The following is a 14,428-nucleotide window of genomic DNA, read 5'->3' on the forward strand; positions in this document are numbered from 1 at the left end:
CGCTCAGTAATACGCTAGTCACACTGGTCCCAGGCCAAGCTGCGGGGTTGGACATCTATGCGATGCGCCGAAATAGAGTTATTAACACACTGGAATTTTTGAACTTTACGCTTTGAACGGCATAGGTTGGTCATGACACGCATTGTATTTCTCGACACCGCAACTCTGCCGCCATCGGTAAACTGGCGCCAGCTTGGGTTTCCGCACGACATGATCCGGTACGACAGGACAGCCCCGGGCGAGGTCGCCGAACGCATTGCCGACGCCGATATCGTTATTACCAACAAGGCACCAATAGACCGGTCCGCATTGGCCGGTGCGACGCGACTGAAACTCATCGCAATCGCGGCAACCGGGATGGACAATGTCGATGTGGCGGCGGCTATTGCGGCGGGCGTGGCGGTGGTCAATGTAAAAGGATATGCAATCCGCACCGTGCCTGAGCACACAATGGCCCTGATGCTCGCCCTCAAACGATCACTGGTGCCCTACCGCAAAGCGGTATTGGCGGGTCGTTGGCAGCAAGTACAGCAGTTTTCGTTTTTTGATTTTCCTATTGGAGACCTGGCCGGATCGTGCGTTGCGATCATTGGGTCTGGCACACTCGGTAGCGCGGTTGCCCGACTGTGCGAGGCTTTCGGCATGCGCGTGGTCTTCGCCGGTCGCAGAGACGGGGCAACCAAACCAGGACAGACGCCCTTTTATGACGCGCTGGCCATGGCCGACGTGATCAGCCTGCACTGCCCTTTGACCGACGCCAACAGGGGTTTGCTTGGTTCAAGCGAATTTGACCGGATGGACCGGCAACCGTTGATAATCAACACCGCGCGGGGGGGCCTGATCGATGAAATCGCACTGGAGGTGGCGCTGGATGCCGCCAAAGTCAGCGGCGCCGGGCTAGATGTCACCGCGCCCGAACCACCGCCGGCCAACAGCACGATCATGCGATTGGCTCAGCGCGACAATGTTATCCTGACCCCTCATACTGCTTGGGCCAGCCAACAAGCTGTTCAAGGCCTCACCGACATTTTGCTCGACAATATCGAACGAGCATGGGGCGAGCACCGCCAAGGTTCTTAAAATCCGTGGCAGGGGTTAGCGTTCGCCTGAGGCGGGGCCAATCTGGCGCAGAACCGCCCGTGTCGCGTCCATGATGGGCACCTCGACGGCTTTTAGCAGGGCGATGCGGTCGAAGAGGTCTGGCTCCGCTGCTAGGGATTTGCGCAAAGCGGCCCCAAACATCATGCGCAATTCCGTGCCAATATTGAACTTGCTGACATTGGTGTTGCGCGCGAGGAACTGGCGCATATCGCCGGGAACGCCCGATCCACCATGAATGACGAGGGGCACCGCTGTGGCGGCCTCAATTGCGCGGACGGCGCCAACGTTGATTGTCGCCATCTGCACTTTCTGCAAATGTACGTTTCCAACCGATATTGCCAATGCATCGACACCCGTTTGCGCAGCGAACCGGGCGGCGTCGACAGTGCTGGTCGACGCCGAAGCATCGCCATCCGCATAGCCGACAAAGCCGATTTCACCCTCGCAGGAAACCCTGGCCGCATGTGCCATATCGGCAACGGCACGGGTTTCGGCAATGTTCTGCTGTAGTGGCAGCCGCGAGCCATCAAACATGACCGAGGAAAAGCCGCACTCAATAGCGGCGCGGCATTCCTCAAGCGATGCGCCGTGATCGAGATGGGCGACGACAGGCACACTGGCGTTTTGTGCCAGTGCCTTGAACATGGCCGCCAGCACAGGCAGAGGTGTGTGCGCGCGGCAGCCTGGTCCTGCTTGCAGGATGACGGGCAGGCCTTCGGCCTCGGCGGCATTGACATAGGCGCGGGCGTCTTCCCAGCCAAGCACAACCACACCGGCCACGGCGTAGCCCCTGTCGCGGGCTGGCATCAGGACATCGCCCAGAGTGACCAGGCTCATTTGAATTTGGCAATCATGTCTTTGATGCCCGGGATAGTCTCGATCTGTCCGGCGTGTGTGGGTTGAAAATACTGGACCAAAGGGCGCTGGCTCAGGCCGCCGAGGATGGTGAAATAGTACATCTCATAGCCAGGCAGAACAGCGCATGGATGGTAGCCCCTGTCGAGGCAGATCGTTGAGCCGTCCACGATGTGATAGGCGTCGCCCGGCTTGTTGTCCTCACGTTGCAACATTTGGACACCAGAGCCGGTATTGGGCCGAAAGCGGAAATTGTAGGTTTCGTCGTGCCGTGTTTCGAGCGGTAGACGGTCGGTGTCGTGCTTGTGCGATGGAAAGCCGGACCAGCCACCCTGACCGACAGTGTAGAGCTCGCTTACCAGAAGCCGGCCAACCCGATCATGATACCGCTGGCCCAGGATATGTTTGATCTTGCGGTGGGTCTTGGTTTCGTCGGAGCCATATTGAACAACATCGATTTCGTCCGACCGCACGGCAAAGGGTGTGAGCACCCGGTCAAATCGAGCGCCAGCGATAAATATCTCGGCCCGATCAGAAGTGCACATGAGGGTGGCGCGGGTGTGGGAGGGTACATAAACGCCCTCGGGTTCGCCATCCCACACGTCCGTTCCCCGGCCGCCGATGCCGGTGAACTGCATACCGGCGACGTTTACATCCACGGAACCGGTCGCGGGCACGATGCACGTTTCATATCCGGGCACCAAATATTCAAAGACCTGGCCGCGTGTTAGCTTCACGATGTTGAAATAGGTCAGCGGGACGCGTGCGTCGTCGACATCAACGATAGGCCGGTTCTGATTGTCAAAGGGGGCAATGTGCATGGCACTCTACTCCGTTATTGTTGGGCCAGGGTGGCTCGACAGGAAGGCATCCAGCTCGGCGCTCGTTGGCATGGCTGGGGCGCAACCGACTCTTGAAACGACGATGGCTGCGGCCGCGGATCCGTACAGAACTGCCCGGTCGAGCGGCCATTTGCGCACCAGACCGGCAATGAACCCACCCATGAAAGCGTCGCCGGCCCCGGTCGGCTTGAGCGCGGTGACAGTGAATATGCCAGTGCGGGTTTCGTTGGTGGGTGTGATGGTGATGGCGCCATTTTCGCCCATCTTGTAAACCACGATTCGCCCCGGCCGCTGCCCAAGTTGACGGGCCATCGTCAGCCCCTGGTCCCTGGTGCCCGCCATGAAACCGAATTCATCTTCATTGCCAACAATGATGTCGCAATAGCTACTGGCACGGGAATATACATCCGCCGCGACTGCGGCAGACGGCCATGAATAGGGGCGGTAGTCGATGTCGAATATGACCGGTAATCCCGCATCACGGGCACGCTGTAATCCTTCAAAGGTCGCTGTGCGCGACGGCCCGTGAGCAAGCGCTGTACCGGAAGAAATCAGAGCGTCAAAACTGGAAAAATCGATGTGTTCGATATCCTCGTTGGTGAGCTCGAAATCAGCTGCGCCATTGCGATAAATCACCGACTGGTGGTCCTGAATCCGACTTTCGACCACGGCAAGGGAATTGCGGGCTTCGCCCCCAACCGGGGTGACGTGGCGCGTATCAACGCCGTAGTAGGCCAACTGGTTGATGCAATAGCGACCGATGGCGTCGTCCGAAACACGCGTCAGCAATGCGGCCTGCAAGTCATGGCGGGTGAGTGCTACTGCGATGTTGGCCGCTGAGCCACCCAGACTGACAACCATATTGGTTGCCTCCTCGGTGCGTGTACCCGGCGGATCCGGATAGAGGTCCATACCGGCGCGTCCCAGTACGAGGAACCGTTGGTGAGCGCTTAGTGCGCCGGTCACGATTGGCACTCGCGGCTCGTATGAAGAACGACAAGCAAATCAAATACCTCTTCGTTGCAATTTTCGCCCAGCTTCCTGTTCAAGGTGAGCAAAACGCACGCGTTCATTGTCGGTAACGTGCGGAGTGCCCACTTCCCACCAGGCGTGCCCCTGATTGGTCCAACCTTCGTGGGCATCAACGCGCATGCAGATGACATAAGTTTTCTTGCTCGCCTTGGCCCGGCCAAATGCGTCGGCCAGATCAGCGGGACGGGAGATTGTTTCGGCGGTGGCACCCATGGCTCGGGCATGGGCTTCAAAATCGACAGAGAATGGACTGGTGATGGTTGGATTATCGGCAATCAAATTGTTGAACGAGGTGTTCCCAGTATTGTTTTGAAGCTTGTTAATGACAGCAAACCCGCCGTTGTCGAGTACCAGAATGATCAGTTTCTTCTCGCTCAATACTGATGAATAGATGTCGGAGTTCATCAGCAGATAGGCACCATCGCCGACCATAACGATTGTATCAGCTTCTGGCTCCCGTTCCGTCTGGGCAATACGCGCACCCCAACCGCCCGCTATTTCGTATCCCATACAGGAAAAGCCAAACTCCACGTCAACGGTGCCAATATCTAGGGTGCGCCAATTGGCAGTTACCTCGGCGGGCAGGCCGCCAGCAGCCACCACGATGCGATCACGCGCGCCGCAGTGCGCGTTCACCACGCCAATGGCCTGGGCATAGGACGGTGGTTTGTTGCCGATCCGTACGTTGTCGGCAACGTAGGTGTCCCATTTCTCACGCTCACCTTTGGCAAATGCCAGCCAGTCGGCGGGGGCAATGTAATCGTCCAGGGCGGTAGTAAGCGCGGTCATTGCCAGCTTTGCATCGCTGACAACCGGCATGGATTGATGCTTGCCGGCATCATGACGGGCGGCGTTGAGGGCGAGAATGCGCGCGTCTCCGGCAAACGCAGTCCACGAACCAGTTGTGAAGTCCTGCAGCCGTGTGCCGATTGCAACAATGACATCGGCCCGACGCGCTATGGCGTTGGCGCTGTCGGAGCCGGTGACCCCGATCGGCCCAATATTGAGAGGGTGGTTCTCCAACATGTTTGCTCGTCCGGCGATGGTTTGAACCACGGGGATGGAATGGCGTTCCGCGAGTACCGTCAATTCAGCAACTGCGCGCGAATACTGGACGCCACCACCGGCAATGATCACTGGACGCGCGGCGGATTTGAGCAGGGCGACCGCGTCGGCCATCTCATCGGCATCTGGGCCCTGTCGGCGAATGCGATGGACCTTCTTTTTGAACATATCCACGGGATAGTCAAAGGCCCAGCCCTGCACGTCCTGTGGCAGTCCGATAAAGGCCGGACCACAATCGGAAGGATCGAGCATGGTGGCGATTGCCGCAGGTAACGACTGAATGATCTGGGCAGGGTGGGTTATCCGATCCCAATATCGCGACACAGCCTTGAAGGCATCGTTAACGCCCATGGTGGGGTCGTTGAAGTGCTCCATTTGCTGCAGGACCGGGTCCGGCAAACGCGTAACAAACGTGTCGCCGCACAGCAAAAGTAACGGCAACCGGTTGGCGTGGGCCAGTGCCGTGGCGGTCAATAGATTGGTAGTGCCGGGCCCGGCCGACGCAGTGCAAAACATGAAGCGTTGGCGCAAATGGTGCTTGGCATAGGCCGCGGCGGCGAAGCCCATGCTTTGTTCGTTCTGGCCGCGATAGACCGGCAATTCGGCCCTGTGTTCGTATAACGCCTCGCCAAGGCAAGTCACATTGCCATGCCCGAATATGGCAAAGCCGCCGCCACAAACGCGCTGCTCCTGACCGTCGATGATGATGTATTGACTTGCCAGGTAACGAATTATGGCCTGTGCGGTGGTCAGTCGAATTGTTTCGGTGGCGGAACTCATCGCATTCCTCTTAGGTCAGGTCCGTAGCGTCACCGATTGCCAGTTGACGCGATATCGAAGGATAGAATACAAGTTTTGCAACCGGTTGCAAGGGAATTGCAAGCGAACGCAACGCTGGACGAGGACGTCTGGATGGCCCAAATTGGAATTGGCATTGTTGGCGGCGGGTATATGGGCAAGGCCCATGCTGTAGCGATGGCTGCAGTCGGTGCCGTGTTTGACACTGCCTTGCGGCCACGCCTCGAGATGGTATGCGCCGCGAGCCCGGCCAGCGCGGAGCGATACCGGCACGCGTACGGCTTTGCGCGCGCGACCGATGATTGGCGCGCCTTAGTCAATGACTCCAAAGTTGAGGCCGTCGTCATCGCTTCGCCTCAGGAAACCCACATGGCAATCGCGGAGGCGGCTTTTGCCTGCGGCAAGCCGGTGTTCTGTGAAAAACCCATGGGGGGCAGTCTGGAGCAAAGCGCTTCGATGACTGCTGCGGCGCATGCCAGCGGTGCGGTCAACATGGTGGGGTTCAACTATATCAGAACCCCGGCGTCCCAGTTTGCCCGTCGCCTGATCGCCAGTGGGCGCATCGGCAAAATTACCTGGTTCCGCGGTGAGCACACTGAAGACTTCTATGCCGATCCGCGGGAACCGGCATCGTGGCGCACAGTTGGTGCGGCCAACGGCACGATGGGCGATTTGGCGCCGCACATGATCAATGCGGCCTTGGCTCTTGTGGGGCCCATTGCCGGTCTGATTGCCGAGGTGGAGACGGTGCACCGGAGCCGACCTGGGTCGGATGGCCCGGTTCGGGTTGACAATGACGATCAGGCACAGATGATGTGCCGCTTCGCCAACGGTGCCATGGGTCATCTATTTTTCAGCCGAATTTCGACTGGCCGAAAGATGGGCTACGCCTATGAGGTGGTCGGCACTGCCGGGGCTATCCGGTTTGATCAAGAAGATCAGAACGCTCTCTGGCTCTATGACAGCGCCGATCCAAAACCCGAACGAGGCTTCCGTAAAATCCTGATCGGGCCAAGCCATCCGGACTATCTGGCGTTCTGCCAGGGACCGGGACATGGCACTGGCTATCAGGATCAGATCATCATTGAGGCACACGATTTCCTCAAAGCCATTGAAACGGGAAAGCCGGTCTGGCCGACATTTGACGACGGCTTGCAAGTCAACCGCATCGTGGCCGCAGCGCACGCGTCGAGCGCCGCCAAAAATTGGGTTTCTGTACCGGTGGCATGACGTCCGGAAGGGGTTTTAAATGACTATCAAGATCGCCAACGCGCCCTGTTCGTGGGGAATTGAATTCGCCGATGCTCCCGGCAATCCCCCCTGGCGGAAAGTGCTCCAGGATTGCGCTGAGGCCGGGTACAAAGGCATTGAACTGGGGCCGGTCGGCTATATGCCCGAGGAACCCGAAATATTGGGATCGGCGCTCGACGATTTCGGGTTAGAGCTGGTCGCCGGTGTGGTCTTCAGGCCCTTTCACGATCCGAACGCATGGGACGAAGTGCGCGACGCTGCGGTACGGACCTGCGAGGCGCTGTCGGCTCATGGCGCACAACATCTCGTCCTTATTGACTCGATCTCGCCACGTCGAGCTCCAACAGCAGGGCGTGCCTCCCAAGCCGAACAAATGGGTCAAGCCGAATGGACTGCATATCGTGACAGGTTCGCCAGCATTGCGCGGCTGGGCACTGAGGAATACGGACTCAAAGTCAGTGTTCACGCGCATGCTGCAGGCTTTATGGATTTTGAACCCGAGCTAGAACGTCTGCTCGATGAGGTGGATGAGGGAATACTCAAGATCTGCCTTGACACGGGTCATCAGTCCTACGCTGGATTTGACCCGGTGGCCTTTCTCGATCAACATATTTCGCGCGTTTCCTATATGCATTTCAAGGATATCGACCCAAATGTGAAGCTAGACGTCATTGCCAATCGTACGGGCTTTTATGATGCCTGCGGACAGGGGATATTCTGCAATCTGGGCAAGGGGGACGTCGACTTTCCTGCCGTGCGCGACATTCTGCTGAAGAACAATTTTGAGGGCTGGTGCACGGTAGAACAAGACTGTGATCCGCTCGGTGGCACACTTCCGGTCAAGGACGCAGAAGCCAATCGTCAATATCTGGAATCCATCGGATTTAACTAGGGACTGATCAAATGAAGAAGCTGAGCTGGGGCATGATTGGTGGCGGGCAGGGCAGCCAGATCGGTCCAGCGCATCGCCTGGGTTCCGGGCTGGATGGCGCGTTTGCCTTTGTCGCGGGGGCGTTGGACCATAATGCTGAGGCCGGTCGGGCCTATGCTCAAAGCCTGGGAATAGCGTCCGATCGCGCCTATGGCGATTGGCGAGAAATGTTGGCTGGGGAGAGTGCGCGCCGGGACAGGGTCGATCTGGTCACTGTGGCGACGCCCAACGCTACGCACTTCGAAATCACTAAGGCATTTCTTGAAGCTGGTTTTCACGTGCTGTGTGAAAAGCCGATGACCATGACGGTTGAGGAAGGGGAGCAAATCGTTCGCGCGGCCACCAACTCTGGCACAATCTGTGCTGTCAATTACGGTTATACCGGCTACTCGCTGGTCCGCCATATGCGCGCCATGGTGGCCCGGGGCGATCTGGGCAATGTACGGCTGGTGGTCGCCGAATTTGCGCACGGGCATCATGCCAACGCCGCAGATGCCGACAATCCGCGGGTGCGCTGGCGTTATGACCCAGCCCAGGCGGGTGTTTCAGCGCAGTTTGCAGATTGTGGCATTCACGCGTTGCACATGGCCAGTTTTGTCACAGGTCAAGAAGTTGAAAAGCTCTCGGCCGACTTTGCGTCGTGCATTGGTTCACGGGAGCTGGAGGACGATGCAATGGTCAATTTCCGCATGAGCGGCGGGGTGGTTGGCCGGTTATGGACCTCATCGGTGGCCATCGGGCGCCAACACGGCCTGACGATTCAGGTGTTTGGTGAAACGGGCGGATTGCGGTGGGCTCAGGAGCAACCGAACCAGCTGTACTGGACCCCTGTAGGCGGCAGGGTGCAAATCATTGAGCGCGGTGAAGCAAATCTGTCGCCTGAAGCTGATCGTTCCAGTCGCGTGACGGTGGGGCACGCCGAGGGCATGCCCCTCGCGTTTGCCAATATATACTCGGATCTTGCCGAATTGATCGGTGCCGCCAAACAAGGTCGACCGGCCGATCCGGCCGCTATGCTTTGCCCCATGGCCGTGGACGGATTGCGATCGATGGCTGCGGTTCATGGTGCAGTTTACTCGGCCAGATCCAATGGTGAATGGGTGGATGCGCGGCCACCTATGTTGCGCGGTTAAGCCGTTGGGCGCGTGCGGGGCCGCAAGGTTCCGCGCTCCACCACATGGCAGGCAAAGGTGCGCGATTCGGGGCGCCGCGTGGGCGTCTCCAACAGCGACGCTATCAACTCGATCGAAGAATTTACAATGTCTTCGACGGGTTGATGAATGGTTGTCAGTTGAACCGACTCCCAGCCGGCGATTTCCATGTCGTTGAGGCCGAGGATGCCAACATCCTCGGGTACTCTGAGACCTGCATCGCGAATTGCACTCAAAGCACCGATCGAAAGGACGTCGTCGCCGCAGAAATAGGCTTGTGCGGGTGTTTTGCGCAGAAGCGTCGACATCGTCTTGCGACCGGCGGGGAATGTATAGGCCCCGGCAAAGGAGCATGACACGGTGACATTCCTGTGCTTGGCCAGTTCGCTTGAAAAGCCAAGCCAGCGATCTCTTGTTGAGGATGCGTATTCGGGGCCACCCAAAAAACCCACGTTAGTATAGCCGCGTGCCAGAAACTCCTCGGCTGCCATTTGGCCGCAATATTGATTGTCGATGCCCACGACGTGCACTTCGGGTGAACCTGATTTTCGCCCGAAGGTGTGTACGACTGGTATGGCGGCAGCGCGGAAAGCCTTGGCAAAATCCTGCGGCAAAGTGGAGGAGGCGACAATGACGCCGTCGACGGAATATTGCCGCAGCATCTGAACGGAGTTTGCCGGGTCAGTCTCATTGGACAAATTGACCAGCAGCGGCCGCAAACCACGATCCTGCAATCCACGGGTGAATAAATCAAAGACCTGCAGAAAGTAGGGGTTCTTGAAGTTGCTCGACACCAACCCAATGAGTTTGGTACGCCGCGTTGTCAGGCTTCGCGCCAGGATATTGGGGCTGTAACCGAGCTCGGTCGCGGCCTTTGCCACCTTGGTGCGCATTTTTTTGAAACCGACGCCCCTTCAGTGAAGCAGCGCGAAACGGCGGAGCGGGAAACGCCAGCGCGTTCGGCTACATCCTTGAGCGTCGGTATCATCGCGTTTTCTCCATGAGCTACGGCGCGATACTTACAACATTAATTCAACCGCGTTCAGTGTGATTAGTATGGGATATTTTGCAACCGATTGCAAAATACGTTTTGGTGTGCATAACTGGCGATCTGAAGGCGGAGGGAACCGCCTTTTTCGGTCGAAACGCCGACATTATTCTGGGAGGAATTCATGAAATCGATGTTTAAGGCCCTAGCTCTGACGGCCATCATTGCCGTCGCGCCGCTTGCCTTCACGACTACGGCGAACGCTGAGGGTGAAAAATATATCCTGGTAAGTCATGCACCGGACTCTGACAGCTGGTGGAACACTATCAAGAACGGGATTGCCCTTGCTGGCGAGCAGATGGGGGTTGAGGTTGAATACCGCAATCCACCCACCGGCGACCTTGGCGACATGGCACGCCTGATCGATCAGGCAGCCGCCTCTGGTCCTAATGGTATCATCACTACGCTTGCCGACTTTGATGTACTTAGCGGTCCCATTCGTGCGGCTGTTGATCAGGGCATCAACGTTATCATCATCAATTCAGGTTCGGCCGAACAGGCGCGTGAAGTTGGCGCGCTCATGTTTGTCGGTCAGCCAGAGTATGATGCTGGATTCGCCGCCGGTCTGCGGGCCAAAGGCGATGGGGTCGAAAGTTTCGTTTGCGTCAATCACGTCATTTCCAACGCTGCGGTGGCCGAGCGGTGCCGTGGCTTCGCCGATGGTCTCGGAATTGATCTTGGCGACTCGATGATCGATGTGGGACAGGATCCCGCAGAAATCAAAAACCGTGTCTTGGCCTATCTTTCGGCCAATCCCGATGTCGACGCCATCATCACACTGGGCCCGGTTTCGGCTGATCCGACAATTCTGGCGCTCGAGGAAAATGGCATGGCTGGCCAGATCTATTTTGGCACCTTCGATCTAGGTACCGAAATCGTCAAGGCCATCAAATCGGGCGTTATCCAGTGGGGTATCGACCAACAGCCGTTCCTGCAGGCCTATCTGCCTGTGATCATTCTGACTAACTATGATCGCTACGGCGTGCTGCCGGGGAACAACATCAATTCGGGCCCGGGTTTTGTAACCAAGGACGGCCTGGAAATGGTGGAAAAATTCGCAGGCGAGTACCGCTAGACTTCGCGACGGGGCGGCTATCAATTAGCTGCCCCTCAAATTATCTGGGAGGAAAAACATGTCGGATCCGGCGACAGTCGTTTCAGGCGACGAACGCGTCAAGACCACCTCACCCCTTCGGAAGGCGCTGCTGCGCCCCGAACTGGGCGCGATTTTCGGCACGGTGGTGGTGTTTGCCATGTTCGCCCTGCTTGCCTCAAATTCGGGCATGTTTTCGGCGGCAGGCATTCTGAACTGGTCAACGGTTTCTGCGCAGTTCGCGATCATTGCGGTGGGCGCGTGCCTGCTGATGATCGCAGGCGAGTTCGATCTGTCGATAGGCTCCATGATTGGGTTTGCAGGCATGTCCATCGCTCTGCTCGCGGTGACATTTGGTTGGCCGATGTGGGCGGCCATTCTTGTAACTTTTGCCATCTGTCTTGCGATCGGCGCCCTCAATGGCTTCATCGTCGTCAAGACCGGATTACCTAGCTTTATCGTGACGCTGGCGCTGCTATTCATCCTGCGCGGCTTCACCATCTTCGTGCCGCAGACGCTGGAGCGCAAAACCATCATTGGCGGCATTCGCGAAGCGGCGGATGGCGATTGGCTGGCGTCATTGTTTGGCGGCAAGGTTCTCACACCGCTTTTTTCCTGGATGGGAGACAATGGCTGGATTGAGGTCTACGACCGTGGTGTCAATGCGGGTAAGCCGATTGTGGACGGTGTTCCGGCGCTGATTGTCTGGGCACTAGTGCTGGTGGTCTTTGCCCATGTGCTGTTGACCCGGACACGGTTTGGCAACTGGATATTTGCGTCGGGCGGTGATGCCCGGGCGGCAAGTTACGTCGGTGTGCCGGTCAATCGCGTCAAAATCCTGATGTTCGTTTTCACAGCGTTTTGCGCGACCGTCCTTGCGACGTGTCAGGTTATGGAATTTGGCTCTGCCGGCGCCGACCGCGGCGTGCTCAAGGAGTTCGAGGCGATCATATCGGTTGTAATCGGTGGCGCGTTGCTGACCGGTGGATATGGATCGATCATTGGGGCCGGACTTGGTGCGCTGATCTTTGGTGTCGTGCAACAGGGCCTGTTCTTTGCGGGTGTCGAAAGTTCGCTGTTCCGAGTCTTCCTGGGGCTTATCCTGCTGCTTGCGGTGGTGCTGAACACCTATATCCGTCGCTTGATCACCGGGGAGCGGTAAAATGGCCAAACCCGTGATCGAAATGAAAGATATCGAAAAGCACTTTGGTCAAATTATCGCCCTGGCCGGTGTGTCGCTTGAGGTGGTGCCAGGTGAATGCCATTGCCTCCTCGGCGACAACGGTGCGGGGAAGTCCACGTTCATCAAGACAATGTCGGGCGTGCACAAGCCGACCAAGGGTGAGATATTGCTCGATGGGGCCCCCCTTAGCTTCGACACGCCGCGCGATGCCATCGATGCCGGGATTGCTACGGTATATCAGGATCTGGCGATGATCCCACTGATGTCGATCAGCCGTAATTTTTTCATGGGGAATGAGCCGTTGGTCGGGCGTGGGCCGATCAAGTTCTTCAACCATGAACTGGCCAATGAGGTCACTATGGCTGAAATGCGAAAGATGGGAATCAGTTTGCGCGGCCCGGATCAGGCGGTTGGCACGCTTTCGGGGGGTGAACGGCAGACGGTTGCGATCGCGCGGGCTGTATATTTTGGTGCCAGGGTATTGATTTTGGACGAGCCGACCTCGGCACTGGGCGTTCGTCAGACGTCCAATGTCTTGGCGACGATCGACAAGGTGCGCAAGAAGGGCGTAGCCGTCGTTTTCATCACCCACAATGTCCGGCATGCGATGGCTGTTGGCGACAGGTTTACCGTGCTTAACCGCGGCAAGACGTTGGGCACTGCGCCCAAAGGTGAAATTACCTCAGAGGAACTCCAAGACATGATGGCAGGCGGGCAGGAGTTGGCAACGCTGGAAGGCTCGTTGAGTGGCACTGTCTAATAATGTAGTGAGGTCTTATCTGAGCAGATAATGTCGGCGAGCTCTTTTGTGCAAATCGCGACCTGCCGACTCAGTGCGATTTTGCCGTTCTGCAACGTCCGTCCTGGATCGGCCTGACTGGCCAGATAGCGATATAGGGTTCGCTGATGGTAGCGCTGCCGATGAATTATAAACTCCAGCCAACGCAAATTACTGCCCGCCGGGTCGTTTTGGGTCGCCACGCATGGGCAAATCCTCGCTGCTTAACTGGTGCGATGTTTGACGCGGAAATTGATAACGAAGTTATTATTCCGATAGGTGTCTACGTCTCCCGCACAGTACAGGGCAGACCTGCGTGCAGCGCGCCAAAATGGTGTCATTTCGAGTACGAACGAGCCTGTTCTCGGCTCTGATTTGGGCATCGATTAACCGGATTGTGAATCTGGATTGACTCTTGACGGCGATGGCGCTGTAATAGAACAAATGAAGAACAAGCTAAACGCACAAACCAGAATTGCAGCCTTGCGCCAAGAGCTGAATGCCTTGGAGCGGAGCGGTTGTGTGGGCGATTCTACCCAACAGTTCGGCTTGGGTTTTTCGCCCATCGACACAGTACTCGGCGCTGGGCTGGAGCGGGGAGCAATTCATGAAATTTTGACCAGCCATCCCGCCGATGTCGGTGCTGCTGCCGGTTTTGCGATAGCCTTGGCGTTGCGCGCTGTGGAAAAAGCCCAACCTGTTGTCTGGGTGCGTCAAACCAGTTCCGGCTATGCCACAGGCAACCTTTATGCCCCCGGGCTTAAGGCGCTGGGCTTGAATCCCGACCAGATGATCCTGGTTGAATTGCGCGACACTCTTGAGTTGTTGCGAGCCGGGCTCGAAGCCATGAAATGCACCGCATTGGGCGCTGTTATTCTTGAGCCATGGGGAAAGCCCCAAGCGCTCGATTTTACCGCAACGCGTCGTATGGCGCTGGCGGCGACCCAATCTGGCGTACCGGTATTTCTGCTCCGTCCTGGCATAGAGCCACAACATAGCGCGGCCCAAACCCGCTGGCAGATTGGGACTGCAGCATCAAGGCCGGGGCTAGCCAATGGGCCGGGTCTGCCAGTTTTCAATATCACCCTATTGCGCCAACGCTCTGGCCCAGCAGGCCAAAGCTGGCAATTGGAGTGGGACCATGAACACCGTATTTTCCGCCAACCGACCGTCCTCACGCCGCTATCTGGCCCTTTGGTTTCCCCTCCTGTGCGCGGACCGCTACCAGCGCCAGCAGCGTCGCGAACTCAGCACGCCCCCCAGCGGGCGCGCGCCTCATGAACTGCCCCGGGTCTTTGTT

Annotated in this window: 14 protein-coding genes; 8 read left to right on the forward strand and 6 right to left on the reverse strand. The window is 57.7% G+C overall.

Features of this window, described 5'->3' with window-relative positions; all coding sequences use genetic code 11:
- The first annotated feature begins 132 nt into the window (after window positions 1–132).
- Window positions 133–1,080 (forward strand): NAD(P)-dependent oxidoreductase, encoded by a 948-nt coding sequence (locus PSQ90_RS10670; RefSeq protein ID WP_282210299.1) that lies wholly within the window; start codon window positions 133–135, stop codon window positions 1,078–1,080.
- Between the two features lie 15 nt (window positions 1,081–1,095).
- Here PSQ90_RS10670 and PSQ90_RS10675 read toward each other — a convergent pair whose 3' ends face one another.
- From PSQ90_RS10675 to iolD, 4 genes are read right to left on the reverse strand one after another with little or no spacing between them, the layout of a single operon-like run.
- Window positions 1,096–1,938: a class II fructose-bisphosphate aldolase gene (locus PSQ90_RS10675; protein ID WP_282210300.1), complete on the reverse strand. Its 843-nt coding sequence runs from the start codon at window positions 1,936–1,938 to the stop codon at window positions 1,096–1,098.
- The gene (locus PSQ90_RS10680; RefSeq protein WP_282210301.1) at window positions 1,935–2,777 is read right to left on the reverse strand and encodes a 5-deoxy-glucuronate isomerase; all 843 of its coding nucleotides are present in this window, start codon (window positions 2,775–2,777) and stop codon (window positions 1,935–1,937) included. The genes PSQ90_RS10675 and PSQ90_RS10680 overlap by 4 nt, the downstream gene beginning before the upstream one ends.
- A 6-nt stretch (window positions 2,778–2,783) precedes the next feature.
- Window positions 2,784–3,773, reverse strand: coding sequence for a 5-dehydro-2-deoxygluconokinase (gene iolC / locus PSQ90_RS10685; RefSeq protein WP_282210302.1), 990 nt, complete (start codon window positions 3,771–3,773; stop codon window positions 2,784–2,786).
- Between the two features lie 30 nt (window positions 3,774–3,803).
- Window positions 3,804–5,675 (reverse strand): 3D-(3,5/4)-trihydroxycyclohexane-1,2-dione acylhydrolase (decyclizing), encoded by a 1,872-nt coding sequence (gene iolD / locus PSQ90_RS10690; RefSeq protein ID WP_282210303.1) that lies wholly within the window; start codon window positions 5,673–5,675, stop codon window positions 3,804–3,806.
- Between the two features lie 132 nt (window positions 5,676–5,807).
- Here iolD and PSQ90_RS10695 point away from each other — a divergent pair, with 132 nt between their 5' ends.
- Genes PSQ90_RS10695 through PSQ90_RS10705 form a run of 3 tightly spaced genes read left to right on the forward strand, consistent with a single transcriptional unit; the run spans window position 5,808 to window position 9,008 of the window.
- The gene (locus PSQ90_RS10695) at window positions 5,808–6,923 is read left to right on the forward strand and encodes a Gfo/Idh/MocA family protein (protein ID WP_282210304.1); all 1,116 of its coding nucleotides are present in this window, start codon (window positions 5,808–5,810) and stop codon (window positions 6,921–6,923) included.
- 19 nt (window positions 6,924–6,942) lie between these two features.
- Window positions 6,943–7,836: a TIM barrel protein gene (locus PSQ90_RS10700; RefSeq protein WP_282210305.1), complete on the forward strand. Its 894-nt coding sequence runs from the start codon at window positions 6,943–6,945 to the stop codon at window positions 7,834–7,836.
- 11 nt (window positions 7,837–7,847) lie between these two features.
- Window positions 7,848–9,008: a Gfo/Idh/MocA family protein gene (locus tag PSQ90_RS10705; protein ID WP_282210306.1), complete on the forward strand. Its 1,161-nt coding sequence runs from the start codon at window positions 7,848–7,850 to the stop codon at window positions 9,006–9,008.
- On the opposite strand, the gene PSQ90_RS10710 is transcribed toward PSQ90_RS10705, so the two are convergent.
- Both PSQ90_RS10710 and PSQ90_RS10715 read right to left on the reverse strand, forming a co-directional pair.
- A complete protein-coding gene (locus PSQ90_RS10710) occupies window positions 9,005–9,919 on the reverse strand; it encodes a LacI family DNA-binding transcriptional regulator (protein ID WP_282210307.1) in 915 nt (304 codons plus the stop codon). The two genes, PSQ90_RS10705 and PSQ90_RS10710, sit on opposite strands and share 4 nt — an antisense overlap.
- Window positions 9,850–10,014, reverse strand: coding sequence for a LacI family DNA-binding transcriptional regulator (locus PSQ90_RS10715; protein WP_282210308.1), 165 nt, complete (start codon window positions 10,012–10,014; stop codon window positions 9,850–9,852). Before PSQ90_RS10715 ends, PSQ90_RS10710 begins: the two co-directional genes overlap by 70 nt.
- A gap of 184 nt (window positions 10,015–10,198) precedes the next feature.
- Between PSQ90_RS10715 and PSQ90_RS10720 the strand changes: the two genes are divergently transcribed.
- The 4 genes from PSQ90_RS10720 (at window position 10,199) to PSQ90_RS10735 (ending at window position 14,409) form a co-directional block, all read left to right on the forward strand.
- Window positions 10,199–11,149, forward strand: a complete 951-nt coding sequence (locus tag PSQ90_RS10720) for a sugar ABC transporter substrate-binding protein (protein ID WP_282210309.1) — start codon at window positions 10,199–10,201, stop codon at window positions 11,147–11,149.
- 58 nt (window positions 11,150–11,207) lie between these two features.
- On the forward strand, window positions 11,208–12,329 hold the full coding sequence (locus PSQ90_RS10725) for an ABC transporter permease (RefSeq protein ID WP_282210310.1): 1,122 nt from the start codon (window positions 11,208–11,210) through the stop codon (window positions 12,327–12,329).
- 1 nt (window position 12,330) lies between these two features.
- Window positions 12,331–13,110 (forward strand): ATP-binding cassette domain-containing protein, encoded by a 780-nt coding sequence (locus PSQ90_RS10730; protein WP_282210311.1) that lies wholly within the window; start codon window positions 12,331–12,333, stop codon window positions 13,108–13,110.
- A gap of 540 nt (window positions 13,111–13,650) precedes the next feature.
- Window positions 13,651–14,409, forward strand: a complete 759-nt coding sequence (locus PSQ90_RS10735) for an ImuA family protein (RefSeq protein WP_282210312.1) — start codon at window positions 13,651–13,653, stop codon at window positions 14,407–14,409.
- Window positions 14,410–14,428 lie beyond the last annotated feature (19 nt).

This window comes from Devosia rhodophyticola (assembly GCF_028816475.1).
Classification (GTDB): Bacteria; Pseudomonadota; Alphaproteobacteria; order Rhizobiales; family Devosiaceae; genus Devosia; species Devosia rhodophyticola.

Bases quoted from the DNA above. Each gene is read 5' to 3' on its own strand.
- PSQ90_RS10730 (WP_282210311.1), top strand. From the start codon at position 12,331: ATGGCCAAACCCGTGATCGAAATGAAAGATATCGAAAAGCACTTTGGT.
- PSQ90_RS10680 (WP_282210301.1), bottom strand. From the start codon at position 2,777: ATGCACATTGCCCCCTTTGACAATCAGAACCGGCCTATCGTTGATGTC.
- PSQ90_RS10715 (WP_282210308.1), bottom strand. From the start codon at position 10,014: ATGATACCGACGCTCAAGGATGTAGCCGAACGCGCTGGCGTTTCCCGC.
- PSQ90_RS10705 (WP_282210306.1), top strand. From the start codon at position 7,848: ATGAAGAAGCTGAGCTGGGGCATGATTGGTGGCGGGCAGGGCAGCCAG.
- PSQ90_RS10710 (WP_282210307.1), bottom strand. From the start codon at position 9,919: ATGCGCACCAAGGTGGCAAAGGCCGCGACCGAGCTCGGTTACAGCCCC.
- PSQ90_RS10675 (WP_282210300.1), bottom strand. From the start codon at position 1,938: ATGAGCCTGGTCACTCTGGGCGATGTCCTGATGCCAGCCCGCGACAGG.
- PSQ90_RS10725 (WP_282210310.1), top strand. From the start codon at position 11,208: ATGTCGGATCCGGCGACAGTCGTTTCAGGCGACGAACGCGTCAAGACC.
- PSQ90_RS10695 (WP_282210304.1), top strand. From the start codon at position 5,808: ATGGCCCAAATTGGAATTGGCATTGTTGGCGGCGGGTATATGGGCAAG.
- PSQ90_RS10700 (WP_282210305.1), top strand. From the start codon at position 6,943: ATGACTATCAAGATCGCCAACGCGCCCTGTTCGTGGGGAATTGAATTC.
- iolD (WP_282210303.1), bottom strand. From the start codon at position 5,675: ATGAGTTCCGCCACCGAAACAATTCGACTGACCACCGCACAGGCCATA.
- PSQ90_RS10670 (WP_282210299.1), top strand. From the start codon at position 133: ATGACACGCATTGTATTTCTCGACACCGCAACTCTGCCGCCATCGGTA.
- PSQ90_RS10720 (WP_282210309.1), top strand. From the start codon at position 10,199: ATGAAATCGATGTTTAAGGCCCTAGCTCTGACGGCCATCATTGCCGTC.